Genomic DNA, 25,443 nt, shown 5'->3' on the forward strand with positions numbered 1-25,443 from the left:
GCGCGCTCTCACTCGTAGATCGGGAGGAAGGAGGACATGAGGGCGACGCTAGCGCGCCCTCACCGGTCAGGGCATCCGGTTTTCCGCCGACATCACCCCGAGAAGCCCCCGGTTCCGCTGCGGAACCGGGGGCTTCTCGGGGTACGGCGTGGTACGGCGTGGTACGTCAGCAGCCGATCAGACGCGCGGCGAGGTAGCCCTGGATCTGGTCGAGAGAGACGCGCTCCTGCTTCATCGAGTCACGCTCGCGGACCGTGACCGCGTTGTCCTCGAGGGTGTCGAAGTCGACGGTGACGCAGTACGGCGTGCCGATCTCGTCCTGGCGACGGTAGCGGCGGCCGATGGCGCCCGCGTCGTCGAACTCGATGTTCCAGTTCTGCCGCAGGTCGGCGGCGAGGCCCTTGGCCTTGGGCGACAGCTCCGGGTTGCGGGAGAGCGGCAGGACCGCGACCTTGACGGGGGCGAGGCGGTGGTCGAGCCGCAGCGAGGTGCGCTTCTCCATCTTGCCCTTGGCGTTGGGCGCCTCGTCCTCGACGTACGCGTCGAGCAGGAAGGCCAGCATGGTGCGGCCCACACCGGCGGCCGGCTCGATCACGTACGGGGTCCAGCGCTCGCCGGCGTCCTGGTCGAAGAACGACAGGTCGGTGCCGGACGCCTTGGCGTGGGCCGAGAGGTCGTAGTCGGTGCGGTTGGCGACACCCTCCAGCTCGCCCCACTCGCTGCCGCCGAAGCGGAAGCGGTACTCGATGTCGGCGGTGCGCTTCGAGTAGTGGGAGAGCTTCTCCTTCGGGTGCTCGTACCAGCGCATGTTCTCCTCACGGAGACCCAGGCCGGTGTACCAGTTCCAGCGCTGCTCCATCCAGTACTCGTGCCACGTCTCGTCCTCGCCCGGCTTGACGAAGAACTCCATCTCCATCTGCTCGAACTCGCGGGTGCGGAAGATGAAGTTGCCCGGAGTGATCTCGTTACGGAAGGACTTGCCCATCTGCGCGATGCCGAACGGCGGCTTCTTGCGCGAGGTCTGCTGCACCTGGCCGAAGTTGGTGAAGATGCCCTGGGCGGTCTCGGGGCGCAGGTAGGCGACGGAGCCGGAGTCCTGGGTCGGGCCGAGGTGGGTGGAGAGCAGGCCGGAGAACTGCTTGGGCTCGGTGAACGTGCCCTTGTTGCCGCAGTTGGGGCAGTTCAGGTCGGCGAGGCCGTTCTCGGGCAGGCGGCCGTGCTTCTCCTCGTACGCCTCCTCCAGGTGGTCCGCGCGGAAGCGCTTGTGGCAGGAGGTGCACTCGGTGAGCGGGTCGGTGAAGGTCGCGACGTGGCCGGAGGCCTCCCACACCTCGGAGGCCAGGATCACCGACGAGTCGATGCCGACGACGTCCTCACGGGAGGTGACCATGTAGCGCCACCACTGGCGCTTGATGTTCTCCTTCAGCTCGACGCCGAGCGGCCCGTAGTCCCAGGCGGCGCGCTGGCCGCCGTAGATCTCACTGCAGGGGTAGACGAAGCCACGGCGCTTGCTCAGGCTGACGATGGTGTCGATCTTGTCGGCGGCCACGGTGCTCTCTTCATTACGACGACGGCGAAGCGAATGCCTCAGATTAGCGGCGCGTGCACCCTCCGGATCAAATCGGTGGGTGGCTCAGGCCACTTGGGACCCTTGTTGACAATCGTTTCCAGAAAAGTTGAAAATGAGTGTCATGAACGTACGACGCTCCATATCCGCCACCGCCGCCACCGGCGCCGCCCTCCTCGGTCTCGTCACCCTCTCCGCCTGCGGCGGCTCCTCGGGTGCGACCGGGAAGGACAAGAGCGGCAAGGACGGCAAACTGGACGTGGTGGCGTCGTTCTACCCTATGCAGTTCCTGGCCGAGCAGATAGGCGGCGACCACGTCTCCGTCACCACCCTCACGAAGCCGGGCGCCGAACCGCACGACCTGGAACTCACCGCCCGACAGGTCGGCGAACTCGGTGAGGCCGACTACATTCTCTACCTCAAGGGCATCCAGCCCGCGGTCGACGACGCGATCCAGCAGGCGGACGTCAAGAACAAGGTCGACGCGGCCACCCTCACCACCCTCGAAGACCACGGCGCCGAGGTCGACGGCCACGAAGGACACGAGGGCCACGAAGGCGAGACGGCGAGCGAGCACGCGGAGCACGCTGACGAACACGCCGACGAACACGGGCACGAGGATGCCGGGGCCGACCCCCACATCTGGCTGGACCCGGTGAAGTACGCCGAGGTCGCCAAGGGCGTCGGCGACTCCCTCGCCAAGGCCGACCCGGACAACGCGGCCGCGTACAAGAAGAACACCGACGAGCTGGTGAAGAAGCTCGACGCCCTGCACACCAAGTTCGACCAGGGCCTCAAGAACACCACCACCCGCACGTTCATCACCACGCACTCCGCCTTCGGCTACCTCGCCGAGCGCTACAAGCTCGACCAGGAGGGCATCGCCGGTCTCGACCCCGAGTCCGAGCCCAGCCCCGCCCGCATCAAGCAGCTCCAGGACGTCGCGAAGAAGGACAACGTCAGCACCGTCTTCTTCGAGACGCTCGCCAGCGACAAGACCGCGAAGACCCTCGCCAAGGACACCGGCCTGAAGACGGACGTCCTGGACCCGCTGGAGGGAATCACGAAGAAGTCCAAGGGCGCCGACTACATCGAGGTCATGGAGTCCAACCTCGTCGCGCTGCAGAAGGCGCTCGGCGCCAAGTGACCTGCGGAACAGCCCGGCCCTCCCGCCCCGCACACCCCCTGGAGGCACGGTGACCACCGAGCCCGTCATCTCGGTCGAGGCGGCGACGGCCGCGCTCGGCGCCCGCCCCGTGCTGCGCGGCGTGGACTTCACCGTCCGCCGCGGCGAGGTCGTGTCGCTGCTCGGCGCGAACGGCTCGGGCAAGTCCACCGCCGTCCGCTCGGTCATCGGCCAGGTGCCGCTCACCGGCGGCTCGGTGTCCCTGTTCGGCACCCACCTGAGCCGGTTCCGCGACTGGGCGCGGGTCGGCTACGTACCGCAGCGCACCACCGCCGCGAGCGGGGTGCCCGCGACGGTCCGCGAGGTCGTGTCGTCGGGCCGGCTGTCCCGTACGAAGCTGAGGTGGCCGTCCCGCGCCGACCGGGCCGCCGTGGAGCGGGCCATCGAGCTGGTCGGTCTCGCCGACCGGGCCAAGGACTCGGTGTCGGCGCTCTCCGGGGGCCAGCACCAGCGGGTGCTGATCGCGCGGGCGCTGGCCTCCGAGCCCGAGCTGCTGATCATGGACGAGCCGATGGCGGGTGTCGACCTGGCCAGCCAGGAGGTGCTCGCGGCGACCCTGCGGGAGCAGGTCGCGGGCGGTACGACCGTGCTGCTGGTGCTGCACGAGCTGGGCCCGCTGGAGCCGCTGATCAACCGCGCGGTCGTGCTGCGCGACGGCTGCGTGGTCCACGACGGGCCGCCGCCCGAGGCCGTCGGGCAGCATGCCCTGCCCGGCCACGACCACGTACATCCGCACGCGGCCGACGAGCCGCTCCGCACGGGACTGCTGACCTGACCATGGAAATCCTCGACCTCCCCTTCATGCAGCGCGCGCTGATCGCCGCCCTGCTGGTCGGCATCACCGCGCCCGCCGTCGGGATCCACCTGGTGCAGCGCCGGCAGGCCCTGATGGGCGACGGGATCGGCCATGTCGCCCTGACCGGTGTCGGCCTCGGCTTCCTGCTGTCGGCCAACCCGGTGTGGATGGCCGCGCTGGTCTCCGTCGTCGGCGCGGTCGCGATGGAGCTGATCCGTACGTACGGCAGGACGCGCGGCGACATCGCGCTCGCGCTGCTGTTCTACGGCGGCATGGCGGGCGGCGTGCTGCTGATGAACCTCTCCGACACCGGGTCCAACGCCAAGCTGGTCAGCTATCTGTTCGGCTCGCTGGCGACGGTCTCGGAGGAGGACGTGACGGCGATCTGCCTGCTCGCGGCGTTCGTGGTGGCGGTCTCGCTGGGGCTGCGCCGGCAGCTCTTCGCGATCAGCCAGGACGAGGAGTTCGCCCGGGTGACCGGGCTGCCGGTGCGCACCCTGAACCTGCTGGTCGCGGTGACCGCGGCGGTGACCGTCACGGTCGCCATGCGGGTGGTCGGGCTGCTGCTGGTGAGCGCGCTGATGGTGGTGCCGGTGGCGGCGGCCCAGCAGCTCACGCGGAGCTTCCGCGCGACGTTCGCGGTGGCGGTCGTGATCGGTACGGCGGTCTCGCTGACCGGCACCGTCGTCACGTACTACCAGGAGGTGCCGCCGGGTGCGACGATCGTACTGCTGGCCATCGCGGTGTTCGTGGTGATGACCGCCCTCGCCGCGCCACTGGCCCGGCGCCGCGCCCGGGCGGCCGAGGCTGCCGCGGAGGCGTACGACCGGCGCGTGCGAGCCGTCCCGGACGGCGCGGACGACGTCAGGGTCTGAATCACGGCTGTCACGGCTGTCGGGCCCCGCTGAGGGGCCTGGCAGAATGGCCCGACGTACGACTGAGCGGGCCGAGGGCAAGGAGGCACCTGTGGCGACGGCAGGATCCGGCGTACGCGGCCGGTCGACCCGGCAGCGCGCCGCGGTGGCGGCGGCGCTGAACGAGGTGGACGAGTTCCGCAGTGCGCAGGAGCTGCACGACATGCTCAAGCACCGCGGCGACTCGGTGGGCCTGACGACGGTCTACCGCACGCTGCAGTCGCTCGCGGACGCGGGCGAGGTGGACGTACTGCGCACCAGCGACGGCGAGGCGGTGTACCGCCGCTGCTCGACGGGTGAGCACCACCACCACCTGGTGTGCCGCGGCTGCGGCAAGGCCGTCGAGGTGGAGGGCCCGGCGGTGGAGGAGTGGGCCGAGGCCATCGCGGCGGAACACGGCTTCGTGAACGTGGCCCACACGGTCGAGATCTTCGGCACCTGCGCGGAGTGCGCGGCCGCTGCCGCGGAGGACTGAGCCCGGCGGCGCTGAGCCCGGCGGCGCTGAGCCCGGCGGCGCGGCACGGCCCGCCGGGGCGCTAGTGGATGCTCATGTCGCGGTTGAGACAGGAGTACGAGCCGTCGTCGTTCGTCGCGACGGTGTCGTACGACCAGCAGTGCAGGATCGGCGCGACGATGTACAGGCTCAGGCAGACGACCGCCGAGAGGATCACCGCCATGGCGGCCCCGACGACGGAACGCCACCCCAGCGACGCGTAACCGGCGAGACCGAGCGCGACGGCGAGCCCGCACATGACGACGACCACCGGTCCGTTGTTCCCGTCCATGCCCAGCATGTCCAGGTCATTGGTGCCCCCGAGGCTGAGCAGCGCCAGCCACAGGGCGGGGGCGAAGAACAGGGCGCCGAGGCAGCCGCGCGGTGTCATACCCGTTCCGCGTTCCGGTCGAGGAGGGTACGGAGCCGGTCGGCACCGTCCGGGCCGCTGATCCCCCGCTTGGGCAGGCAGGCCACGTTGAGGCCGACGCGGTCGCCGGAGAACAGCACGAAGAGCCGGGGCGTCTCCGTGTACCGGGGCAGCGCCTGCCAGGTGCAGGAGACCTCCGACGCGTAGGTCGTCCACCGCACCGCCGAGTCGTCCACCACGGCGCGGTGCTCGCCGTGCGTCGCGGCCAGCCGCTGGACCTGGCGCGCCTGGAGGCGCGGCGACAGGAACAGCAGGCCGAAGGCCGCGCCGCTGAGCCCGCCGGCTCCCGCCACCAGCGCCGGACTGCCCGTGCCGGGGCCGGCGGCCATCACGACGGCGAGGAGCGCGCCGGCCACCCCGCTCGACCAGAGCAGCCACCGCAGCCGGCGTCCCGACGGAGTCCTGCGCATCCGCGCCGTGAGCATCTCGGTGGCGTCCTGGGCGGTGGGCCGGTAGACCAGCTCCACCGCCTCGCGGACGTCCCGCGCCTCTGCCGTCATCGGGCCCCTCCTCTGTGACAGGAACAGGCCAAGATCGTAAGGCGTCGGTCAGCGGGCCGCGCCCCCGGCGGCGCCCTCGGCGACGTCCTCGGCGACGTCCTCGGCGGAGCCCTCGGGACGGCCCCTCATCGCCGTCTCCATCGCGAGGAGCTGCTCGTTGGGTACGGCACCGCCGAAGCGGCGGTCGCGCTGGGCGTACTCCAGGCAGGCACGCCACAGGTCGCGGCGGTCGAAGTCGGGCCACAGCACGTCCTGGAACACCATCTCGGCGTACGCGCTCTGCCACAGCAGGTAGTTGGAGGTGCGCTGCTCACCGCTCGGCCGCAGGAACAGGTCCACGTCCGGCATGTCCGCGTAGTACAGGTACTTCGCGAAGGTCTTCTCGGTGACCTTCGACGGGTCGAGCTTCCCGGCCTTCACGTCCGCCGCCAGGGCCTGCGCCGCGTCCGCGATCTCGGCGCGGCCGCCGTAGTTCATGCAGAAGTACAGCGTGAGCCGGTCGTTGTCCTTGGTCTGCTCCTGGGCGATCTGGAGCTCCTGGGCCACCGACTTCCACAGCTTGGGCATCCGGCCCACCCAGCGCACCCGAATGCCCAGGGCGTCGAGCTGGTCGCGGGTCTTGCGGATGAAGTCCCGGTTGAAGTTCATCAGGAAGCGCACCTCGTCCGGCGAGCGCCGCCAGTTCTCGGTGGAGAAGGCGTACAGGGAGATGCTCCCGACGCCCATCTCGATCGCGCCCTGCAGCACGTCGAGGACACGCTCGGCGCCGACCTTGTGGCCCTCCGTGCGGGGCAGGCCGCGGTCCTTGGCCCAGCGGCCGTTGCCGTCCATGACGATCGCCACGTGGCCCGGCACCAGCTCACCCGGGAGCTTCGGCGGCCGCGCGCCGGACGGGTGCGGCTCGGGGTCCCGGTAGTCGCGCCTGGAGCGCCCGAGGATTCCGCGTCGTGCGATGGCCATGCGGCTCACTTCTCCTAGTTCTCTACTTCTCCACGTAGCGGAGCGAGCGCAGCCCGCGCTCCAGGTGCCAGTGCAGATACGCGGACACCAGTCCGCTCCCCTCCCTGACGTGGCGCGGCTCGCACGCGTCCGCCGTCTCCCAGTCGCCGGTCAGCAGCGCGCTGAGCAGACCGACGGCCTCCGCAGAGGGTACGACGCTGCCCGCGACGCGGCAGTCCCCGCAGACGACTCCGCCGGCCGCGACCGAGAAGAACCGGTTCGGCCCGTGGATGCCGCAGCGGGCGCAGTCCTCGAAGGACGGGGCGTAGCCGTTGACGGCGAGCGAGCGGAGCAGGAAGGCGTCCAGGACGAGGCGCGGGGCGTGCTCGCCGCGCGCGAGGGTGCGCAGGCCGCCGACGAGCAGCAGGTACTGCTGGACGGCCGGTTCGCCCTCGTGGTCGGTGAACCGCTCGGCGGTCTCCAGCATGGCGGTGCCCGCGGTGTAGCGGTCGTAGTCGCTGACGATGCCGCTGCCGTACGGGGCGATGGTCTCGCTCTGCGTGCACAGCGGCAGCCCGCGCCCGACGAGTTCGCTGCCGCGCGCGAAGAACTGGACGTCCACGTGCGAGAACGGTTCGAGCCTGGCCCCGAACTTCGACTTGGTCCGCCGCACCCCGCGCGCGACGGCGCGCACCCGCCCGTGCCCGCGCGTGAGGAACGTGATGATCCGGTCTGCCTCGCCCAGCTTCTGGGTGCGCAGCACGACGCCGTCATCACGGAACAGGCTCATAGGCTCCATTGTCCCGTACGGGACGGGGCGCCCGGTGCGGGAGGGGCTTCCGCTGCGGGAGAACGCTTGCTGACATGCTTACGCCATGTCGATCACCGCGACCGTTCTGGTCCTCCTCATCGCCGCGCTCCACGTCTACATCCTGGTCCTGGAGATGTTCCTGTGGACCACGCCCAGGGCGCGGGCCTCGTTCGGTACGACGGTCGAGCTCGCCGAGCGGACGAAGGCGCTGGCCGCCAACCAGGGCCTGTACAACGGCTTCCTCGCGGCCGGTCTGGTGTGGGGTGCCGTCGCGGCGGACCCCGTGGGGTTCCAGGCGCGGGTGTTCTTCCTGGTGTGCGTGGCGGTGGCGGGCGTGTACGGTGCCGTGACGGCGAGCCGGAAGATCGTCTTCGTACAGACCGTGCCCGCCCTGGTCGCGCTGGGTTTCGTCGTGGCAGCCCACTGAAAGACGTCGGATGCCCATAAGCCATACTTATGTGGTCATAGATCTGAACCGGGTACTGCTCCGCCCCTGAACTTGTGAGTCTGGCAGGCGAGAAGTGCTGACTTTCGAAGGGAACCTGCCATGCCCCGCCCCCTGCGGGTCGCGATCGTCGGTGCCGGCCCGGCCGGCATCTACGCCGCCGACGCCCTGCTGAAGTCCGAGGCCGCCACCGACCCGGGTGTCTCCATCGACCTGTTCGAGCGGATGCCGGCGCCGTTCGGTCTGATCCGGTACGGGGTCGCCCCGGACCACCCGCGGATCAAGGGCATCGTCACGGCCCTCCACCAGGTCCTGGACAAGCCGCAGATCCGCCTGTTCGGCAATGTCTCGTACCCGTCCGACATCACGCTCGACGACCTGCGCGCCTTCTACGACGCGGTGATCTTCTCGACCGGTGCCGAGGCCGACCGCGCGCTGAACATCCCGGGCATCGAGCTGGACGGCTCGTACGGCGCGGCCGACTTCGTCTCCTGGTACGACGGGCACCCCGAGGTGCCGCGCACCTGGCCGCTGGAGGCGGAGAAGGTCGCCGTGCTCGGTGTCGGCAACGTGGCCCTGGACGTGGCGCGCATCCTCGCGAAGACGGCGGACGAGCTGCTGCCGACCGAGATCCCGCCGAACGTCTACGACGGCCTGAAGGCCAACAAGGCCCTGGAGATCCACGTCTTCGGGCGCCGCGGCCCGGCCCAGGCGAAGTTCAGCCCCATGGAGCTGCGCGAGCTGGACCACTCGCCGAGCATCGAGGTCATCGTCAACCCCGAGGACATCGACTACGACCAGGGCTCCATCGAGGCGCGGCGCTCCAACAAGCAGGTCGACATGGTCGCCAAGACCCTGGAGAACTGGGCGATCCGCGATGTCGGCGACCGGCCGCACAAGCTGTTCCTGCACTTCTTCGAGTCGCCCGCCGAGATCGTCGGCGAGGACGGCAGGGTCGTGGGGCTGCGCACCGAGCGCACCGAGCTGGACGGCTCCGGCAATGTGAAGGGCACCGGCGAGTTCACCACCTGGGACGTCCAGGCGGTCTACCGCGCGGTCGGCTACCTCTCCGAGGAGCTGCCGAAGCTGCCGTGGGACGCGGACTCCGGCACCGTCCCGGACGAGGGCGGCCGTGTGGTGCAGGGCGGCGAGCACGTCCCGTCGACGTATGTGACGGGCTGGATCCGGCGCGGCCCGATCGGTCTGATCGGCCACACCAAGGGCGACGCCAACGAGACCGTCGCGAACCTCCTGGAGGACCACCGCGAGGGCCGGCTGCACACGCCGGACGCGCCGGGTGAGGACGCGGTCGTGGAGTTCCTGGACGGCAGGGGCGTCGCGTACACGACGTGGGACGGCTGGTACAGGCTGGACGCGGCCGAGCGGGCGCGCGGCGAGGCGGAAGGCCGTGAGCGCGTGAAGATCGTGGAGCGCGAGGAGATGCTGCGGGCGAGCGGCGTGGAGGTCTGACGCCCGGCCCCGCTCGGCTACGGTTTCCGGCCCGTGTCCCGTTCGTTCAGAACGGGGCGCGGGCCGTTTCCATGAGCCGTGCGGTGTCGTCGGGGTGCAGCGCCAGGGCGTTGCCGACGGTGGCGAGCACCTCGCGCTCGGCGGGGATGTACGCGCCGTCCGCGAGGGCGATGCGGGCGCCCTGGAGGAGGATCGATTCGCGGCCCGTCGGGGCGAGGTGCGGGGAGAGCGGTTCGAGCGCCTCGTGCAGTTCGATGGCGAGGGCGGCGCCGCAGGGCCCTTCGGTGTCGGTGAGGAACCGGCCGGTGTCGGCGGCGAGCGCCTCGATCAGCGCGGTGAGGCCGTCGGCGGTGCAGTCCTCGTACCCGGCGGCGCGGACGGCGGAGACGGCGGTCCGTACGACGGTGGGCGACGAGGTGCCGCCGGCGGCGAGCACGGCGAGGGCGACGGTGTGCACGGCGTCGCGGAGCATCGCGGAGAACCGGGCCGTGGTGGGGCGGTCGAGGGCGTCGAGGCCGAAGCGGTCGTGGCAGGCGGCGCATTCGACGACGGGGCCGACGGCGCCGCGGGGCACGAGCGGGACGCCGAGCACCGTGAAGCGGCGGCGGCCGGTGCGCCGGCGGTAGTTGCGGTCGCCGCCGCAGCCGGGGCAGAAGAACTCTCCGTCGCCGACGGTGTGCCAAGAGGTGTGTACGGAGCAAATGCGGAGTTTTCGGCCATGTGATCCGCGTGTTCCCCGTGCTGGCTGCACGTCGCACCTCCAGACGCCTCGGCCACTTTGCCGACGTGCACGTGATGTTAGCCACATCCGTGATGTGCCGTCAGCACCTCGTCATGAGAACGCCACGGACATGGCCGAACCCCGTCCACACGGAGTGGACGGGGTTCGCAGGACTGTGCGGTGCCTGTGCGGTGGCCGTGCGGTGCCGGGTCAGCGCGCGGAGCGGTTGACCGCGGAGATGACCGCCTTCAGGGACGCGCGGGTGGTGTTGGCGTCGATGCCGATGCCCCACAGCACCCGGCCGTCGATGGCGCATTCGATGTACGAGGCGGCCTGCGCGGACGCGCCCTCGCTCATCGTGTGCTCCTGGTAGTCCAGCAGCCGCGCGTCGACGCCGATGGTGTTCAGGGCGTCGAAGAACGCCGAGATCGGGCCGTTGCCGGTGCCGGTCAGCACCGTGTCGGCGCCGTCGACGACCGCCTCGACGGTCAGGGTGTCCGTACCGTCCTTGTCGGTCGTGGTCTGGCCGGAACGCAGCTGGATGCGTCCCCACGGGTTGTCCGGGTTGGGCAGGTACTCGTCCTGGAAGACCGACCAGATCTCGCCCGGCGTGACCTCGCCGCCCTCGGCGTCGGTCTTGGCCTGGATGATCCGCGAGAACTCGATCTGCATACGGCGCGGCAGTTCCAGCTTGTGGTCGTTCTTCAGGACGTACGCGATACCGCCCTTGCCGGACTGCGAGTTGACGCGGATGACGGCCTCGTACGAGCGGCCGACGTCCTTGGGGTCGATCGGCAGGTACGGGACGGCCCACTCGATGTCGTCGACGGTCTTGCCGGCGGCGGCCGCGTCGGCCTCCATGGCGTCGAAGCCCTTCTTGATGGCGTCCTGGTGGGAGCCGGAGAAGGCCGTGTAGACCAGGTCGCCCGCGTAGGGGTGGCGCGGGTGGACCTCCATCTGGTTGCAGTACTCGGAGGTGCGGCGGATCTCGTCGATCTGCGAGAAGTCGATCTGCGGGTCGATGCCCTGGCTGAACAGGTTCATGCCCAGGGTGACCAGGTCGACGTTGCCGGTGCGCTCGCCCTGTCCGAACAGGCAGCCCTCGATACGGTCGGCGCCGGCCATGATCGCCAGCTCGGCCGCCGCCACGGCCGTACCGCGGTCGTTGTGCGGGTGGACGGACAGGCAGACGAACTCGCGGCGGGACAGGTTCCGCGACATCCACTCGAAGCGGTCCGCGTGCGTGGACGGCGTCGAACGCTCCACGGTGGCGGGCAGGTTGAGGATGATCTCGCGGCCGGCCTCGGGCTGCCAGACGTCCATGACGCCCTCGCAGACCTCCAGCGCGAAGTCCAGCTCGGTGTCCGTGAAGATCTCGGGGCTGTACTGGTAGCCGAAGACCGTCTCGTCGCCGAGGATCTTGTCGGCGTACTCCATCACCAGACGCGTGCCGTCCACGGCGATCTGCTTGATGTCGTCCTTGGAGCCGCGGAAGACGACCCGGCGGAAGACGGGCGCGGTCGCGTTGTACAGGTGCACCGTGGCGCGGTGGGCGCCGCGCAGGGACTCGACGGTCCGCTCGATCAGGTCCTCGCGGGCCTGGGTCAGTACGGAGATCGTCACGTCATCGGGGATCGCGCCGTCCTCGATGATCGAACGGACGAACGCGAAGTCCGTCTCGCCGGACGAGGGGAAGCCGACCTCGATCTCCTTGTAGCCCATGCGCACCAGCAGGTCGAACATCTCGCGCTTGCGGGCGGGCGACATGGGGTCGATCAGCGCCTGGTTGCCGTCGCGCAGGTCGGTCGAGAGCCAGCGGGGCGCCTTGGTGATCCGCCGGTCCGGCCAGGTGCGGCCGGCCAGGTCGACCTGCTCGTAGCCGCGGTACTTGTGGATCGGCATGCCGGACGGCTTCTGCGTGTGCGTCGTGTTGGTGACGGGCGTGCGACGGCCAACGGGCTGGGACATTGCGTAGGGCTCCTCGGGTCCGACTAGGGGACGGCCGACTGTTCGAAGCAGCACCAGACTCCGCGGGGAGGGGGTCGGCCTACGACTACAGGCCCTCGCCGCGGCAGCTAAGAAGAAGCAGCCCGAAACGCATGATGTGCAGCAGCGTAGCCGAGTGTCGCCGGGGGCGGGGGTGCCGTTTCAGTATGCGGGATTCCTGGTGAGTAACACCCAAACAGTGACCTATCACTCCTTTTCGTCAATTCTGGCCGCAGGGAGTGACAGTGCGGTGACGCAATGCCACATTGCGAAGCATGACTTCGTCTCCCACGCCGCCCGTGTTCTGCACGATCGTGCCGCCCCATCTCCTCGACCGGCTGGCGCAGGCCTCCGATCCGGCGATCGCCGAAGCCGCCCGCCGCACCCTCGTCTCCGACTCCGCGCACCGCACCGGCCGCCGGCTGAGCACGGTCACCGGCGTCCGTACGCTCGACCGGCCGGTGGCCACCGGCATGCCGCGCCGTACGGTCTTCGACGCCGAGCACGGCACCCGCCTGCCGGGCCGCAAGGTGCGCGGCGAGGGCGACGACCCCACGCAGGACGCCACGGTCAACCGCGCGTACGCGGGCCTGGGGGCCACCTTCGACCTGCTCCTCGACGTGTACGGGCGGGACTCCGTCGACGGGTCGGGGCTGCCGCTGGACGCGACCGTCCACTACGACCGGGACTACGGCAACGCGTTCTGGAACGGCGAGCGCATGGTGTTCGGCGACGGCGACGGGGAGGTCTTCCTGGACTTCACCATCCCGGTGGACGTGATCGCGCACGAGCTGGCGCACGGCGTCACGCAGTACACCGCGAACCTCGCCTACTTCAGCCAGCCGGGCGCGCTGAACGAGTCCGTGTCGGACGTCATCGGGTCGCTGGTCAAGCAGTACGCGCTCCGGCAGACCGCCGGGGAGGCCGACTGGCTGATCGGCGCGGGCCTGCTCGCGGAGCGCGTGGAGGGCGTGGCGCTGCGGTCGATGAAGGCCCCGGGGACGGCGTACGACGACGATCTGCTCGGCAAGGACCCGCAGCCCGCGACGATGGCCGACTACGTCGAGACGGGCCGCGACAACGGCGGCGTGCACATCAACTCGGGCATCCCGAACCACGCCTTCTACCTGCTGGCGACCGCCCTCGGCGGCTATGCCTGGGAGCGGGCGGGCCAGATCTGGTACGACGTGCTGACGGGCGGCAAGCTCAAGGAGACGGCGGACTTCGCGGCCTTCGCCCGGCTGACGGTCGCGGCGGCGCGCGAGCGGTACGGGGAGGGCGGCGCCGAGGACGAGGCGGTGGTGAAGGCCTGGTCGACGGTGGGCGTGCCCACCAGGGGGTAGGCGGTGGCCATGCGGATCGAGGTACGGCGCACGGGCGGCTTCGCGGGAATCGAGCGGCGGGCGGTGGTGGACACGGCGGGCCGGGCCGACGCGGGCGCGTGGCACGCGCTGGCCGAGGCGGCCCTCGCGGACGGCCGCCCGGCCCCGCCCATGGGCGTCCCGGACGGCTTCAGCTACACGATCACGGTCGACGGCCGCACGGTGTACTGCGCGGACCCCCGCCTGAGCGAGGCCCAGCGCACCCTGATCACCCGCGTCCTGAAGGAAGGCGCGTGAGCCCGCTCAGCGCGGACCCTCAGAACCCCAGCTTCCGCAACTGCTTCGGATCCCGCTGCCAGTCCTTCGCGACCTTGACGTGGAGGTCCAAGAAGACCGGTGTGCCGAGGAGTGCCTCGATGTGTTTGCGGGACTTGATGCCGACCTCCTTCAGGCGCTTGCCCTTGGGGCCGATGATGATGCCCTTCTGGCTGGGGCGCTCGATGTAGACGTTGGCGTGGATGTCCAGCAGCGGGCGGTCGGCGGGGCGGTCCTCGCGGGGCAGCATCTCCTCGACGACGACGGCGATCGAGTGCGGCAACTCGTCCCGTACGCCTTCCAGCGCGGCCTCGCGGATCAGCTCGGCGACCATGACCTGCTCCGGCTCGTCCGTCAGGTCGCCCTCCGGGTAGAGCGGCGGGCCCTCGGGCAGCAGCGGGACCAGCAGGTCCGCGACGAGCTGGACCTGCTTGTCCCCCACGGCCGACACCGGCACGATCTCGGCCCACTCGATGCCCAGCTCCTCGCCGAGCCGGTCGATGGCGATGAGCTGCTCGGCGAGGGTCTTGGAGTCGACGAGGTCCGTCTTGGTGACGATGGCCACCTTCGGCGTCTTCTTGATCCCGGCGAGCTCCTTGGCGATGAACCGGTCGCCGGGCCCCACCTTCTGGTCGGCGGGCAGACAGAAGCCGATCACGTCGACCTCCGCCCAGGTGGTGCGGACGACGTCGTTGAGCCGCTCGCCGAGCAGGGTGCGCGGCTTGTGCAGCCCCGGGGTGTCGACGAGCACGAGCTGCGCGTCCGGCCGGTGCACGATGCCGCGCACGGTGTGACGCGTGGTCTGGGGACGGTTGGAGGTGATGGCCACCTTCTGTCCGACCAGAGCGTTCGTGAGGGTGGACTTGCCCGCGTTGGGCCGGCCGACGAAGCAGGCGAAGCCCGACCGGTGGGTCGCTTCGGATTCAGGGTTGCGAACGCTCATGAGGGCCATTGTCCCTGATGCCGCCGCGCCCCACGCACCACGGCGTGGGGCGGCGGCCGGGCGGGCCGTCAGCCCGCCGTCACCGTGGCGCGTACGACGGCGTCGGGCCCGGCCAGCAGCACCGGCGTCTCCGGGCCGCCGAGGTCGCGGACGGCGGCGCGGTCGGCGTCGGACACGGCGTCCGCCTCCGAGACCACGGCCGCCGCCTCCAGGGACTTCGCGCCGCTGGCCACGGCCATCGCCACGGCGGTCTGCAGGGCGCTGAGCTTCAGCGACTCCAGGGCGACGGTCCCGGCGACGTACGTGCGCCCGGTCTCGTCCCGTACGGCCGCGCCCTCGGGTACGCCGTTGCGGGCGCGGGCGCTGCGCGCCAGGGTGACGATCTTGCGGTCCTCGGGGTCCAGGTCGGTGCTCTGTGTCATGCCCCGAGCATAGGCAGGGCGGCCGGGTTCACCCCGGCCGCCCCTCGAACGCCGTGAGCGTCAGCTCGTGGCGCCCTTGACGAACTTCTCGCCGGCGCGCTTGGCCAGGTCGTCGAAGGAGGCGTGGTCCGGCTTGGCACCCATCGGGGCGTACGCGACGCGGGTCAGGCCGGCGCCCTGGCGGGCGACGAGGACGTCCGACTCGATCTTCATGCCGAGCTGGGGGATGTTCGTGATCAGCCGTACGGCGGCCGACTCCTCGCCGACCTTCGCCGTCTCCAGCTTCTCGGCCTTGATCTCCATCTTCTCGTCACCCTCCCCCACGGTGAACGTGGCGCAGGACGCGACGGCGTCCGCGACGCCCTTCACGAAGCCGGTGGCGGCAGCGGTGTCCTTGTAGGTGTAGATCTGCTGGGCGAAGATGCCGCTGTCGGACGCCCGGCTGAACTCGCGGTTCGCGCCCGCCGTCGCACCCTCGATCTCGTCGCCCATCAGCGCGGCGAGCGGCTGGCACTCGGCCTTCTCGGCCTTGTACTTGTCACCGGCGCCGGCCGCCGCGTCCTCCGTCCAGCCCGCCGGAAGCTCCGATGCCTCCAGGAGACCGGCCTTCATCTGCTCGGCCGTCAGCGCCTTCGCGCCGGCGGCGTCACCGCCCTTGCCGGAGTCGGACGAGCCGCCGCACGCGGCGGTCAGCGTGAGCACGGACAGGGTGAGCGCGACGGCCGCGCCGCGCGTATGTGCGTACGCATGAAGAAAAAGAACTCCCCAACTTCACTGGTGATCGTGGGGAGTACGTTCCCCCCTCCCCGCCTTGTGGTCGCGCCGAGACTACCCGGCACCACCGACAACCGCCTCAGGCTTTGTCGAGGCGCAGCCGCTGCGCGCGCTGCAGCCCGGCGACCACCAGGTCGTAGGAGTCCTCGACGAGCTCGCGGACCAGGCCCGCGGGGAGTGCGTCGGCCCTGACCGTGTTCCAGTGACGCTTGTTCATGTGCCAGCCCGGCACGATCAGTTCCGGGTGCTCGGCGCGGAGCCGCAGCGCGTTCTCCGGCTCGCACTTGAGGTTCACGGTGAGGGGCCGGCCGTCGAGCGCGCTGAGCGCGAACATCTTCCCGGCGACCTTGAAGACGGAGGTCTCCGGGCCGAACGGGAAGTCCTCCACCGCCGCGTTGAAGTCCAGGCAGAACACCCTCAGCTCGTCCGGGGTCACGCCGCCTCGTCCTCCTCCTTCGGCGGTACGGGCTCCGCGAGCACCGTCACGATCTTGTTGCGGCGCCCGGCCGGTGACTCGGCGGTCAGCCGCAGTGCCCGCCCGTCGGGCAGGTCGACCACGGCGGTCGCCCCGGCGATCGGGACGCGCCCGAGGGCCTTGGCGAGGAGGCCGCCGACCGTCTCGACGTCCTCGTCGTCGTACGCGTCGAGGCCGAACAGCTCCCCCAGGTCGCCGATGTCGAGGCGGGCCGTCACGCGGTAGCGGCCGTCGCCCAGCTCCTCCACGGGCGGGAGTTCCCGGTCGTACTCGTCGGTGATCTCACCGACGATCTCCTCCAGGATGTCCTCGATGGTGACGATGCCGGCCGTGCCGCCGTACTCGTCGATGACGACCGCGCAGTGGTTGCGCTCCTGCTGCATCTCGCGCAGCAGGTCGCCGGCGTTCTTGGTGTCGGGCACGAACGTCGCGGCGCGCATGGCCGTGGAGACCAGGTCGGTCTCGGCGTCGCGGTTGATGTGCGTCTTGCGGACCAGGTCCTTGAGGTACACGATCCCGACCACGTCGTCCTCGTTGTCACCGGTGACCGGGATGCGTGAGAAACCGGAGCGCAGGGCCAGCGTCAGCGCCTGCCGGACGGTCTTGTACCGCTCGATGGACACCAGGTCCGTGCGCGGCACCATCACCTCGCGGACCAGGGTGTCGCCCAGCTCGAACACCGAGTGCACCATACGGCGCTCCTCGTCCTCGATGAGCGACTCCTGCTCGGCCAGGTCGACCATGGCGCGCAGCTCGGCCTCGGAGGCGAACGGGCCCTTGCGGAAGCCCTTGCCGGGGGTGAGCGCGTTGCCGATGAGGATGAGGAGCTGCGGCACCGGGCCCATGACGCGGGCCAGCGGCAGCAGCACGTACGCCGCGGCCGTGGCCGTGTTCAGCGGGTGCTGGCGGCCGATGGTGCGCGGCGAGACACCGACGGCGACGTACGACACGAGCACCATCACGCCGATCGCGACGACCAGGGCGCTCCACGTCTCGTCGAACTGCTCCAGGCAGACGTACGTGACGAGGGCCGCGGCGGCCATCTCGCAGGCGACGCGGACCAGCAGCGCCACGTTCAGATAACGCGTCGGGTCCGACGCGACCTGGGCCAGCTTGGCGGCGCCGCGCCGGCCCGACCGTACGGCTTCGGCGGCGCGGAAGCTGGAGACCCGCGCCATGCCCGCCTCGGCGCACGCGGCGAGCCACGCGATCACGACCAGCGCGACCGCGCCGACGACGATCTGGGCGGTCATGACACGGTCGGCGCCGGAGACGGTCCGGTGAGGCCCTTCTCCGCGCGCCAGCCGTCGACGATCGCCGCCTGGAGTCCGAACATCTCGGCCTTCTCGTCGGGCTCCTCGTGGTCGTAGCCGAGGAGGTGCAGCACTCCGTGGACGGTGAGGAGCTGGAGCTCCTCGTCCATGGAGTGCTGCGTCGGGGCCTCGCGGCCCTGCCTCTCGGCGACCTCGGGGCAGAGCACGATGTCACCGAGGAGCCCCTGCGGGGGCTCCTCGTCGTCCTTGGCCGGCGGGCGCAGTTCGTCCATCGGGAAGGACATGACATCCGTCGGGCCCGGCAGGTCCATCCACTGGATGTGCAGCTGCTCCATCGCCTCCGCGTCCACCACGATCACCGAGAGTTCGGAGAGCGGGTGGATGCGCATGCGGGTGAGCGCGTAGCGGGCGACGTCGAGGATCGCCTGCTCGTCGACCTCGGTGCCGGACTCGTTGTTGACGTCGATCGACATGGTGCTCTCTGGTCTACTTCCCGTTCCGGGTGTCGTACTGCTCGTACGCGTCGACAATACGGCCGACCAGCTTGTGCCGTACGACGTCGTGCGACGTGAGGCGGGAGAAGTGGACGTCCGGGACGCCGTCCAGGATCTCCTGCACCTGACGCAGACCGCTCTTGGTGCCGCCCGGAAGGTCGACCTGGGTCACGTCACCGGTGATGACGATCTTCGAGTCGAAGCCGAGCCGGGTGAGGAACATCTTCATCTGCTCGGGGTTCGTGTTCTGCGCCTCGTCGAGGATGATGAACGCGTCGTTGAGCGTCCGGCCCCGCATGTACGCCAGGGGCGCGACCTCGATCGTGCCCGCCGCCATCAGGCGCGGGATCGAGTCGGGGTCGAGCATGTCGTGCAACGCGTCGTACAGCGGCCGCAGATACGGGTCGATCTTCTCGTAGAGCGTGCCGGGCAGGAAGCCGAGCCGCTCGCCCGCCTCGACGGCCGGCCGGGTCAGGATGATCCGGTTGACCTGCTTGGACTGCAGGGCCTGGACCGCCTTGGCCATGGCCAGATACGTCTTGCCGGTACCGGCGGGGCCGATGCCGAAGACGATCGTGTGCTTGTCGATCGCGTCGACGTACCGCTTCTGGTTGAGCGTCTTGGGGCGGATGGTGCGCCCCCGGCTGGAGAGGATGTTCTGGGTGAGCACCTCCGACGGGGTCTCGACCGCGGCTCCCCCGGTCTCTTCCTTGAGCATGGCGATCGAGCGTTCCACCGCGTCCTCCGTCATGGGCTGTCCGGTCCGCAGCACCAGCATCATCTCGTCGAACAGGCGCTGGATCAGGGCGACTTCCGTGGCGTCGCCGACGGCGCTGATCTCGTTGCCGCGGACATGGATGTCGGCGCCGGGGAAAGCCCGCTCGATCACACGCAGCAGGGCGTCACCCGAGCCGAGCACGGTCACCATCGGATGCTTGGCGGGTACGGTGAAGTGGGCTCGTACCTGGTCTGTGGGTGTCTGAGTCATGGGCCGGCTCTCTGGCCTGCGCATACCTCCTGTTGCAGGGTTCTCGCCGCTCGACAACCTCTGGACTCTCCAGGGTACGGCGTACGGGGGACAACCCCGAAGGGTTTTCCACAGGCCCGGCTGCGGCCCGCCGGGCGTCGTACCGGTCGTACCGGTCGTACCGCCGGGTCGGCGTCAGGCGGAGCGGCGGAAGCCGATCGTCGGTACGGCGCGCCGCAGCGGCCACGGCCGGGTCGGCGCGGGCAGCAGGGCGTCCAGGAAGGCGTACCGGCGCAGGGCGGCGGGATCCTGGCCCGAGCAGCTCTGCACGTACTGCCACCAGGCGGCCACCTCGACCCAGCCGGGCGCGGACAGGGAGCCGCCGAACTCCTGCACGGAGAGCGCCGCGGTCAGCCCGGCGAAGGCCAGCCGGTCGGCGAGCGGCCAGCCCGCGAGGGTGCCGGTGAGGAACCCGGCCACGAACACGTCCCCGGCGCCCGTGGGGTCGAGGGCGGCGACGGCGATGGCGGGGACCTCGGCGGTCTCGCCGGTGCGGCCGTCCACGGCGTACGCGCCTTCGGCGCCGAGCGTGACGACCGCGAGCGGTACGTGGTCGGCGAGGGCGCGGGCGGCGGCGCGGGGGCAGTCGGTGCGGGTGTAGCGCATGGCCTCCTGGGCGTTCGGCAGGAACGCCTCGCAGTGCTCCAGGCCGGCCAGCGCGGCGAGGTCCCAGCGGCCGGTCTCGTCCCAGCCGACGTCCGCGAAGATCCGCGTGGACTGGCGTGCGGCGTGCGCCACCCACTCCTCCGGGCGGCCCGGTACGAGGGAGGCGACGGCGGCACGCGCGCGTGGCGGGCAGGCGGGCAGGGCGCCCTCCGGAGGCGGGGCCTCGTGGCCGTGCGACACCATGGTGCGCTCCCCGTCGTACGCCATGGACACGGTCACCGGCGAGTGCCAGCCGGGCACGGTACGCGACCGGGACAGGTCGATGCCCTCGCCCTGGTGGAGCGCGTCCCAGCAGTACTCGCCGTAGTGGTCGTCGCCGAACGCGGCGGAGAGCGACGTCCGCAGCCCGAGCCGGGCGAGGGCGGTCGCCATGTTGGCGACGCCGCCGGGGCTGGAGCCCATGCCGCGCGCCCAGGTCTCCGTACCGCGAACGGGGGCGCTGTCGAGGCCCGTGAAGATGATGTCGAGGAACACGGTGCCGGTCAGGAACACGTCGCACTCGGGGTCCGCGGGTGTGCGGAGCGTGCCCAACGGGTCGACGCCCGCGGTGTGCTGGCGCTTCGGCTGGTCTCCTCCGGGAGTGAAGGATGAGGTCACGGCGAGCTCCCCGGTCGCACGGTGCGGATCCCGACAGTCTGCCGGATGCGCCCCGCCGCCGCCCCACGATCAGCGAGGCGCCGCACGATCAGGGGGCCCGCACGCTCAGGGGGCCCGCACGCTCAGGGGCGCCGTGGGCCGTTCATCCGAAGGTGTAGGCGTCCACCTCGGCGAGGTAGCGGGCGCGGCGGGGCTCGTCGTCGTCCAGGAAGGCCGCCTGGAAGGAGTTGCGGGCGAGGGTGCGCAGGTCGTCCTCGGTCAGGGCGAGGGCCTCGCGGACCGCGTGGAAGGTGTCGCCCACGTAACCGCCGAAGTACGCGGGGTCGTCGGAGTTGACGGTGGCCAGCAGCCCGGCGTCCAGCATCGCCTTCAGCGGGTGGTCCTCCAGGACGTCGACGGCGCGGAGGCGGACGTTGGACAGCGGGCACAGCGTCAGCGGGACGCGGTCCCGCACCAGGCGGTCGACGAGGTCCGGGTCCTCCATGGCGCGCAGCCCGTGGTCGACGCGCTCGACGCCCAGGACGTCGAGGGCCTCGCGGATGTAGGCGGGCGGGCCCTCCTCGCCCGCGTGCGCGACCTTGCGCAGACCGAGCGCCGCTGCCGCCTCGTACACCTCGCGGAACTTCGACGGCGGGTGGCCGGCCTCGGCCGAGTCCAGTCCGACGCCGGCGATGCGGTGCAGGTACGGCTTGGCCGCGTCGAGGGTCTCCATGGCCGCGTCGGCGGGCTGGTCGCGCAGGAAGCACATGATCAGGCGTGTGGAGACGCCGTGCCGCTCCTCGCTGCGGTCCAGTGCGCGGCCGAGTCCCTCGACGACGGTGCCGAGGGGGACGCCGCGTGCGGTGTGCGCCTGCGGGTCGAAGAAGATCTCGGCGTGCCGGACGCCCTGGGCGGCGGCGCGCGCCAGATAGGCGTCCGCCAGCTCCGCGAAGTCGTCCTCGGTGCGCAGGACCGCCGTCAGCGCGTAGTACACGTCCAGGAAGGACTGGAGGTCGCTGAACAGGTAGGCCCTGCGCAGTTCGTCGGTGTCCGCGTAGGGCAGGGTGACGCCGTTGCGGGCGGCGAGCGCGAAGGCGAGTTCGGGTTCGAGGGTGCCTTCGATGTGGAGGTGCAGTTCGGCCTTGGGGAGGTCCTCGGGGAGGTTCATGGGGGTTGTCCCTACGGGCGCTTGGGGAGGGGGACGCGGACGAGGTCCCGGGCGATGGTGAGTTCGCCGGTGAAACCGGCGTCGCGGGCCTGCTGTTCGAAGACGGCGGGGTCGTGGTAGCGCTGCGAGAAGTGGGTGAGGACGAGGTGGCGCACGCCCGCGTCCCGGGCCACGCCCGCCGCCTGACCTGCCGTCAGGTGCCCGTGCTCCACGGCGAGGGACTCGTCCTGGTCGAGGAACGTCGACTCGATGACGAGCAGGTCGCAGCCCTCCGCGAGGGTGTGGACGCCGTCGCACAGGCGGGTGTCCATGACGAACGCGAAGCGCTGACCGCGCCGTAGCTCGCTGACGTCGTCGAGGCGCACCCCGCGCAGTTCGCCCGTGCGCTGGAGGAGGCCCACGTCGGGGCCCTTGATGCCGTGCGCGGCGAGCTTCTCGGGCAGCATGCGGCGGCCGTCGGGCTCGGTCAGCCGGTAGCCGAACGACTCGACGGGGTGCGAGAGGCGGCGCGCTTCGAGGGTGTACGCGCGCGTGGCGGCGATGACGCCGTCGGTGTCGACCGGGACCTCGACGATCTCGGCGCGCTCGCGGTAGGCCGTGGCGTACCGCAGCCGCTTGAAGAAGCGTCCGCCGCTGGCCGGGTAGTGCGCGGTGACCGGGTGCGGGACCTGGTCGAGGTTGATGCGCTGGATCACGCCGGCGACGCCGAGGGAGTGGTCGCCGTGGAAGTGCGTGACGCAGATCCGGTGGATGTCGTGCGCGGCGACGCCGGCCCGCAGCATCTGGCGCTGGGTGCCCTCGCCGGGGTCGAAGAGGAGGCCCTCGCCGTCCCAGAGCAGCAGGTAGCCGTTGTGGTTGCGGTGGCGTGTGGGCACCTGGCTCGCGGTGCCCAGCACGACCAGTTCACGGACGGACACGGCGCTCTATCCGGGGGGCCACTCGAAGCCGCGGCCGCCCAGGACGTGCGCGTGGGCGTGGAACACGGTCTGGCCCGCGCCGGTGCCGGTGTTGAAGATGATGCGGTAGCCGGTGGTGTCGGTCTTCTCCTGCGCGGCGACCTCGCCGGCCTCGCGCAGCACGTCGGCGGCGAGCACGGGGTCGGCCGCGGCGAGCGCGGCCGCGTCGCGGTGGTGGGCCTTCGGGATGACCAGCACGTGGGTGGGCGCCTGCGGGTTGATGTCGCGGAACGCGACGGTCGTGTCGGTCTCACGGACGATCGTCGCGGGCACCTCCCCCACCACGATCTTGCAGAACAGGCAGTCGCTCTGCGGCTCTCCGGCCATGCTCGGCCCTCTCTCGGCTCGGACGACAGATACGCCGGTAACCCTATCCCCGGCATGCCGCCCCGTCCGCGTGCGCATGCGTGGGTGCCCTGTGTGGGCCGGGCCGCCCACACCGTGCTCCTGGCCGGGACGGCGCGCAGTCCCGTGCGTCGGGGGTCGGTGCCGCTCCGGGGCCACCTCCTCGGGATGGCTCGTGCGGGTCCCGTTCCCGTGAAGCGTTTCAGCACCGCCATCCCTGCGGGGGCGCCCCCTGCGCGTCCCCTCCCGCCGTATGGCGGGAGCCCGCCGGTGGGGGTGGACGTGGAGAAGAACGGTCGCCCGGGCGCGTCAGGACCAGCGGCCCGTGCGGGCGAGTAGCAGGGCTGTGGCGGCTGTGCCCGCCGTGGAGGTGCGGAGGACGCTGCGGCCGAGGCGGTACGGCTTGGCGCCCGCCTCCGCGAAGGTGGCGAGTTCGTCGGGCGACACGCCGCCCTCGGGGCCCACGACGAGGACGATCTCGCCGGTCGCGGGCAGCGCCGCGGTGGCCAGCGGTTCGGCGCCCTCCTCGTGGAGGACGGCCGCGAAGTCGGCGCCCGCGAGGAGCTGGGCGACCTGCTGGGTGGTGGCGGCCTCCGCGACGTCCGGGAAGCGGAGCCTGCGGGACTGCTTGCCCGCCTCGCGCGCGGTGGCCCGCCACTTGCCGAGCGCCTTCATGCCGCGGTCGCCCTTCCACTGCGTGATGCACCGGGACGCCGCCCACGGCACGACCGCGTCGACGCCCGTCTCGGTCATCGTCTCGACGGCCAGCTCGCCCCTGTCGCCCTTGGGCAGCGCCTGGACGACGGTGATACGGGGCGTGGGCGCGGGTTCCGCCCGTACCTCCGTGACGGTGACGTCCAGGCGGTCCTTCCCCTCGACGGCGGCGACCGTGCCGTACGCGCCGTGGCCCGCGCCGTCCGTCAGCACGATGTCCTCGCCGGCCCGCAGGCGCCGTACGGACACCGCGTGCCGGCCCTCGGGGCCGTCCAGGGTGATCGTCGCGCCGGGCGCGGCGGCGGTCAGGTCGTCGGTGACGAAGACGGGCGCGGTCATGACATACCTCTCTGGGTCGACGCCGAGACGGCCGACCGGAGTTCGGAGTGGAGGACTTCGACGAGCTGCGCCGCGGGCAGGGCCCGGGCCAGCCGGTGGCCCTGCCCGGCCCACAGGGCCATGCCCTGCGGGTCGCCCGCCTTGGCCGCGGCCTTGCGCAGGCCGCTCGTCAGATGGTGCACCTCGGGGTACGCGGCCGGGGCGTACGGCCCGTGCTCCCGCATGAACCGGTTGACCAGCCCGCGGGCGGGCCGCCCGGAGAACGCCCGGGTGAGCGCGGTGCGGTTGAACAGCGGGTCCGTCATGGCCCGCTTGTGCAGGTCGTGCGCCCCCGACTCGGGGCACACCAGGAACGCCGTGCCGAGCTGCGCGGCCTCGGCACCCGCCGCGAGGACGGCCGCTATCTGACTGCCCCGCATCAGGCCGCCCGCGGCGATCACCGGGAGCTGCACCGTCTCGCGTACCTGGGCGATCAGCGTCAGCAGTCCGGTGCCGGACCCGCCGTTCTGCGGGTCGTCGCGGTGCGTGCCCTGGTGGCCGCCGGCCTCTATGCCCTGGACGCACACCGCGTGGGCGCCCGCGCGCTCGGCCGCGGCGGCCTCCTCGGGGCTCGTGGCGGTGACCACGGTGACCGTACCGGCCCGGGCGAACGCGGCGATGGTGTTGCGGCTGGGGCAGCCGAACGTGAACGACACGACCGGCACCGGGTCGTCCAGGAGGATGGCCAGCTTGGCCTCGTACCCGTCGTCGCGGCCCGCGTCCGCGTCGCCGAGCGGTGTCTCGTACCAGCTCGCCTCACCGGCCAGCTGGTGCCGGTACATCTCGACGGCCGACGCGTCGGACAGGCCCGGCTGCGGCATGAACAGGTTGATGCCGAAGGGGCGCGCGGTGAGCCCGCGGATCTGTTTGACCTCCTGGTACATGCCGTCCGCCGTTTTGTACCCGGCGGCCAGGAAGCCCAGCCCGCCCGCCTCGGACACGGCCGCGGCCAGGCCCGGGCAGGAGGCGCCGCCCGCCATGGGGGCCTGCACGATCGGGTAACGGCACAGAGCGGTCAGCGCGGAGGACATGCACGCATGGTGTCACGCCCCCACGCCCCCGCCGAAGCCCCGCTGCGGCCCCGAACCGGTCGCAGGAGCGACTGCGGGCGCCGGTGGCCGCCAACGGCCGCACAGCGCCCGCTCAGAGCCGCTCAGCGGCCGTTGAAAGCATCCTTCAGCCGCGAGAACAGCCCCTGCTGCCCCGGCGCACTGCGCTCACCCGGGGGCCGACCCCCGGACCCCCAGCCGACAGCCGGGGAACCCGCGCGCCGCGCTCAGCGGCCGTTGAAAGCATCCTTCAGCCGCGAGAACAGCCCCTGCTGCCCCGGCGCACT

General features: G+C 71.3%; 28 protein-coding genes. 8 read left to right on the forward strand and 20 right to left on the reverse strand.

The features are described from left to right. Positions 1–166: 166 nt before the first annotated feature. Complete coding sequence (locus tag HTZ82_RS21790) at positions 167–1,549, reverse strand: glycine--tRNA ligase (protein ID WP_175411133.1); 1,383 nt, start codon at positions 1,547–1,549, stop codon at positions 167–169. Positions 1,550–1,691: 142 nt separating this feature from the next. Between HTZ82_RS21790 and HTZ82_RS21795 the strand changes: the two genes are divergently transcribed. The 4 genes from HTZ82_RS21795 (at position 1,692) to HTZ82_RS21810 (ending at position 4,938) form a co-directional block, all read left to right on the forward strand. Beyond that, positions 1,692–2,714, forward strand: coding sequence for a metal ABC transporter substrate-binding protein (locus HTZ82_RS21795; RefSeq protein ID WP_175411134.1), 1,023 nt, complete (start codon positions 1,692–1,694; stop codon positions 2,712–2,714). A gap of 49 nt (positions 2,715–2,763) precedes the next feature. Then, the gene (locus HTZ82_RS21800; protein ID WP_175411135.1) at positions 2,764–3,528 is read left to right on the forward strand and encodes a metal ABC transporter ATP-binding protein; all 765 of its coding nucleotides are present in this window, start codon (positions 2,764–2,766) and stop codon (positions 3,526–3,528) included. A gap of 2 nt (positions 3,529–3,530) precedes the next feature. Then, positions 3,531–4,424 (forward strand): metal ABC transporter permease, encoded by an 894-nt coding sequence (locus HTZ82_RS21805; protein ID WP_175411136.1) that lies wholly within the window; start codon positions 3,531–3,533, stop codon positions 4,422–4,424. Between the two features lie 91 nt (positions 4,425–4,515). Continuing rightward, positions 4,516–4,938, forward strand: coding sequence for a transcriptional repressor (locus HTZ82_RS21810; protein ID WP_309235616.1), 423 nt, complete (start codon positions 4,516–4,518; stop codon positions 4,936–4,938). A gap of 61 nt (positions 4,939–4,999) precedes the next feature. On the opposite strand, the gene HTZ82_RS21815 is transcribed toward HTZ82_RS21810, so the two are convergent. Genes HTZ82_RS21815 through recO form a run of 4 tightly spaced genes read right to left on the reverse strand, consistent with a single transcriptional unit; the run spans position 5,000 to position 7,615 of the window. Then, positions 5,000–5,347 carry a hypothetical protein gene (locus HTZ82_RS21815; RefSeq protein WP_175411138.1) on the reverse strand — a complete coding sequence of 116 codons (348 nt, stop codon included), beginning with the start codon at positions 5,345–5,347 and terminating at the stop codon, positions 5,000–5,002. Continuing rightward, positions 5,344–5,886 (reverse strand): YcxB family protein, encoded by a 543-nt coding sequence (locus HTZ82_RS21820; RefSeq protein ID WP_175411139.1) that lies wholly within the window; start codon positions 5,884–5,886, stop codon positions 5,344–5,346. The genes HTZ82_RS21815 and HTZ82_RS21820 overlap by 4 nt, the downstream gene beginning before the upstream one ends. A 48-nt stretch (positions 5,887–5,934) precedes the next feature. Beyond that, positions 5,935–6,840 (reverse strand): isoprenyl transferase, encoded by a 906-nt coding sequence (locus HTZ82_RS21825; RefSeq protein ID WP_175411162.1) that lies wholly within the window; start codon positions 6,838–6,840, stop codon positions 5,935–5,937. A 28-nt stretch (positions 6,841–6,868) separates the two neighbouring features. After that, positions 6,869–7,615, reverse strand: a complete 747-nt coding sequence (gene recO / locus HTZ82_RS21830) for a DNA repair protein RecO (RefSeq protein ID WP_175411140.1) — start codon at positions 7,613–7,615, stop codon at positions 6,869–6,871. Between the two features lie 85 nt (positions 7,616–7,700). Here recO and HTZ82_RS21835 point away from each other — a divergent pair, with 85 nt between their 5' ends. Continuing rightward, complete coding sequence (locus HTZ82_RS21835; protein WP_175411141.1) at positions 7,701–8,063, forward strand: DUF1304 domain-containing protein; 363 nt, start codon at positions 7,701–7,703, stop codon at positions 8,061–8,063. Positions 8,064–8,183: 120 nt separating this feature from the next. Beyond that, positions 8,184–9,551 (forward strand): FAD-dependent oxidoreductase, encoded by a 1,368-nt coding sequence (locus HTZ82_RS21840; protein ID WP_175411142.1) that lies wholly within the window; start codon positions 8,184–8,186, stop codon positions 9,549–9,551. 46 nt (positions 9,552–9,597) lie between these two features. On the opposite strand, the gene HTZ82_RS21845 is transcribed toward HTZ82_RS21840, so the two are convergent. Continuing rightward, positions 9,598–10,302: a TerB family tellurite resistance protein gene (locus HTZ82_RS21845; protein ID WP_309235618.1), complete on the reverse strand. Its 705-nt coding sequence runs from the start codon at positions 10,300–10,302 to the stop codon at positions 9,598–9,600. Between the two features lie 180 nt (positions 10,303–10,482). Then, complete coding sequence (gene leuA, locus HTZ82_RS21850; RefSeq protein WP_175411144.1) at positions 10,483–12,240, reverse strand: 2-isopropylmalate synthase; 1,758 nt, start codon at positions 12,238–12,240, stop codon at positions 10,483–10,485. 293 nt (positions 12,241–12,533) lie between these two features. On the opposite strand from leuA, the gene HTZ82_RS21855 reads away from it, so the two are divergent. Together HTZ82_RS21855 and HTZ82_RS21860 are read left to right on the forward strand one after the other, a co-directional pair. Beyond that, positions 12,534–13,601: a M4 family metallopeptidase gene (locus tag HTZ82_RS21855; protein ID WP_175411145.1), complete on the forward strand. Its 1,068-nt coding sequence runs from the start codon at positions 12,534–12,536 to the stop codon at positions 13,599–13,601. Between the two features lie 9 nt (positions 13,602–13,610). Next, positions 13,611–13,877 carry a protealysin inhibitor emfourin gene (locus HTZ82_RS21860; protein ID WP_175411146.1) on the forward strand — a complete coding sequence of 89 codons (267 nt, stop codon included), beginning with the start codon at positions 13,611–13,613 and terminating at the stop codon, positions 13,875–13,877. Between the two features lie 19 nt (positions 13,878–13,896). On the opposite strand, the gene era is transcribed toward HTZ82_RS21860, so the two are convergent. The 13 genes from era to HTZ82_RS21925 form a co-directional block, all read right to left on the reverse strand. Further along, entirely contained in the window at positions 13,897–14,847 is a 951-nt protein-coding gene (gene era / locus HTZ82_RS21865) for a GTPase Era (protein WP_375540845.1), read from the reverse strand. Positions 14,848–14,906: 59 nt separating this feature from the next. Next, positions 14,907–15,260 carry a cytidine deaminase gene (locus HTZ82_RS21870; protein WP_175411148.1) on the reverse strand — a complete coding sequence of 118 codons (354 nt, stop codon included), beginning with the start codon at positions 15,258–15,260 and terminating at the stop codon, positions 14,907–14,909. Positions 15,261–15,320: 60 nt separating this feature from the next. Further along, entirely contained in the window at positions 15,321–15,962 is a 642-nt protein-coding gene (locus HTZ82_RS21875; RefSeq protein ID WP_175411149.1) for a hypothetical protein, read from the reverse strand. Between the two features lie 151 nt (positions 15,963–16,113). Then, the gene (locus HTZ82_RS21880; protein ID WP_175411150.1) at positions 16,114–16,470 is read right to left on the reverse strand and encodes an MmcQ/YjbR family DNA-binding protein; all 357 of its coding nucleotides are present in this window, start codon (positions 16,468–16,470) and stop codon (positions 16,114–16,116) included. Beyond that, positions 16,467–17,762 (reverse strand): hemolysin family protein, encoded by a 1,296-nt coding sequence (locus tag HTZ82_RS21885; RefSeq protein ID WP_175411151.1) that lies wholly within the window; start codon positions 17,760–17,762, stop codon positions 16,467–16,469. The genes HTZ82_RS21880 and HTZ82_RS21885 overlap by 4 nt, the downstream gene beginning before the upstream one ends. Then, positions 17,759–18,256, reverse strand: a complete 498-nt coding sequence (ybeY, locus tag HTZ82_RS21890) for an rRNA maturation RNase YbeY (protein ID WP_175411152.1) — start codon at positions 18,254–18,256, stop codon at positions 17,759–17,761. The genes HTZ82_RS21885 and ybeY overlap by 4 nt, the downstream gene beginning before the upstream one ends. Before the next feature lie 13 nt (positions 18,257–18,269). After that, complete coding sequence (locus HTZ82_RS21895; RefSeq protein WP_175411153.1) at positions 18,270–19,265, reverse strand: PhoH family protein; 996 nt, start codon at positions 19,263–19,265, stop codon at positions 18,270–18,272. 174 nt (positions 19,266–19,439) lie between these two features. Beyond that, a complete protein-coding gene (locus HTZ82_RS21900; RefSeq protein ID WP_175411154.1) occupies positions 19,440–20,567 on the reverse strand; it encodes a PfkB family carbohydrate kinase in 1,128 nt (375 codons plus the stop codon). 142 nt (positions 20,568–20,709) lie between these two features. Next, positions 20,710–21,714 carry an adenosine deaminase gene (locus HTZ82_RS21905; protein ID WP_175411155.1) on the reverse strand — a complete coding sequence of 335 codons (1,005 nt, stop codon included), beginning with the start codon at positions 21,712–21,714 and terminating at the stop codon, positions 20,710–20,712. Positions 21,715–21,725: 11 nt separating this feature from the next. Then, positions 21,726–22,631 (reverse strand): ribonuclease Z, encoded by a 906-nt coding sequence (locus tag HTZ82_RS21910; RefSeq protein WP_175411156.1) that lies wholly within the window; start codon positions 22,629–22,631, stop codon positions 21,726–21,728. A gap of 6 nt (positions 22,632–22,637) precedes the next feature. After that, the gene (locus HTZ82_RS21915) at positions 22,638–22,997 is read right to left on the reverse strand and encodes a histidine triad nucleotide-binding protein (protein ID WP_175411157.1); all 360 of its coding nucleotides are present in this window, start codon (positions 22,995–22,997) and stop codon (positions 22,638–22,640) included. Positions 22,998–23,324: 327 nt separating this feature from the next. Continuing rightward, positions 23,325–24,068 (reverse strand): 16S rRNA (uracil(1498)-N(3))-methyltransferase, encoded by a 744-nt coding sequence (locus tag HTZ82_RS21920; protein WP_175411158.1) that lies wholly within the window; start codon positions 24,066–24,068, stop codon positions 23,325–23,327. Then, entirely contained in the window at positions 24,065–25,138 is a 1,074-nt protein-coding gene (locus HTZ82_RS21925) for a nitronate monooxygenase (RefSeq protein WP_175411159.1), read from the reverse strand. The genes HTZ82_RS21920 and HTZ82_RS21925 overlap by 4 nt, the downstream gene beginning before the upstream one ends. Positions 25,139–25,443 lie beyond the last annotated feature (305 nt).

The organism is Streptomyces sp. TRM64462 (assembly GCF_013362995.1).
Classification (GTDB): domain Bacteria; phylum Actinomycetota; class Actinomycetes; order Streptomycetales; family Streptomycetaceae; genus Streptomyces.

What these genes read in the sequence shown, in the direction of transcription:
- HTZ82_RS21860 (WP_175411146.1), top strand. Translation starts at nt 13,611, where the DNA reads ATGCGGATCGAGGTACGGCGCACGGGCGGCTTCGCGGGAATCGAGCGG.
- recO (WP_175411140.1), bottom strand. Translation starts at nt 7,615, where the DNA reads ATGAGCCTGTTCCGTGATGACGGCGTCGTGCTGCGCACCCAGAAGCTG.
- ybeY (WP_175411152.1), bottom strand. Translation starts at nt 18,256, where the DNA reads ATGTCGATCGACGTCAACAACGAGTCCGGCACCGAGGTCGACGAGCAG.
- HTZ82_RS21840 (WP_175411142.1), top strand. Translation starts at nt 8,184, where the DNA reads ATGCCCCGCCCCCTGCGGGTCGCGATCGTCGGTGCCGGCCCGGCCGGC.
- era (WP_375540845.1), bottom strand. Translation starts at nt 14,847, where the DNA reads ATGGCCCTCATGAGCGTTCGCAACCCTGAATCCGAAGCGACCCACCGG.
- HTZ82_RS21870 (WP_175411148.1), bottom strand. Translation starts at nt 15,260, where the DNA reads ATGACACAGAGCACCGACCTGGACCCCGAGGACCGCAAGATCGTCACC.
- HTZ82_RS21925 (WP_175411159.1), bottom strand. Translation starts at nt 25,138, where the DNA reads ATGTCCTCCGCGCTGACCGCTCTGTGCCGTTACCCGATCGTGCAGGCC.
- HTZ82_RS21920 (WP_175411158.1), bottom strand. Translation starts at nt 24,068, where the DNA reads ATGACCGCGCCCGTCTTCGTCACCGACGACCTGACCGCCGCCGCGCCC.
- leuA (WP_175411144.1), bottom strand. Translation starts at nt 12,240, where the DNA reads ATGTCCCAGCCCGTTGGCCGTCGCACGCCCGTCACCAACACGACGCAC.
- HTZ82_RS21855 (WP_175411145.1), top strand. Translation starts at nt 12,534, where the DNA reads ATGACTTCGTCTCCCACGCCGCCCGTGTTCTGCACGATCGTGCCGCCC.
- HTZ82_RS21835 (WP_175411141.1), top strand. Translation starts at nt 7,701, where the DNA reads ATGTCGATCACCGCGACCGTTCTGGTCCTCCTCATCGCCGCGCTCCAC.
- HTZ82_RS21915 (WP_175411157.1), bottom strand. Translation starts at nt 22,997, where the DNA reads ATGGCCGGAGAGCCGCAGAGCGACTGCCTGTTCTGCAAGATCGTGGTG.
- HTZ82_RS21885 (WP_175411151.1), bottom strand. Translation starts at nt 17,762, where the DNA reads ATGACCGCCCAGATCGTCGTCGGCGCGGTCGCGCTGGTCGTGATCGCG.
- HTZ82_RS21795 (WP_175411134.1), top strand. Translation starts at nt 1,692, where the DNA reads ATGAACGTACGACGCTCCATATCCGCCACCGCCGCCACCGGCGCCGCC.
- HTZ82_RS21820 (WP_175411139.1), bottom strand. Translation starts at nt 5,886, where the DNA reads ATGACGGCAGAGGCGCGGGACGTCCGCGAGGCGGTGGAGCTGGTCTAC.
- HTZ82_RS21815 (WP_175411138.1), bottom strand. Translation starts at nt 5,347, where the DNA reads ATGACACCGCGCGGCTGCCTCGGCGCCCTGTTCTTCGCCCCCGCCCTG.
- HTZ82_RS21905 (WP_175411155.1), bottom strand. Translation starts at nt 21,714, where the DNA reads ATGAACCTCCCCGAGGACCTCCCCAAGGCCGAACTGCACCTCCACATC.
- HTZ82_RS21895 (WP_175411153.1), bottom strand. Translation starts at nt 19,265, where the DNA reads ATGACTCAGACACCCACAGACCAGGTACGAGCCCACTTCACCGTACCC.
- HTZ82_RS21805 (WP_175411136.1), top strand. Translation starts at nt 3,531, where the DNA reads ATGGAAATCCTCGACCTCCCCTTCATGCAGCGCGCGCTGATCGCCGCC.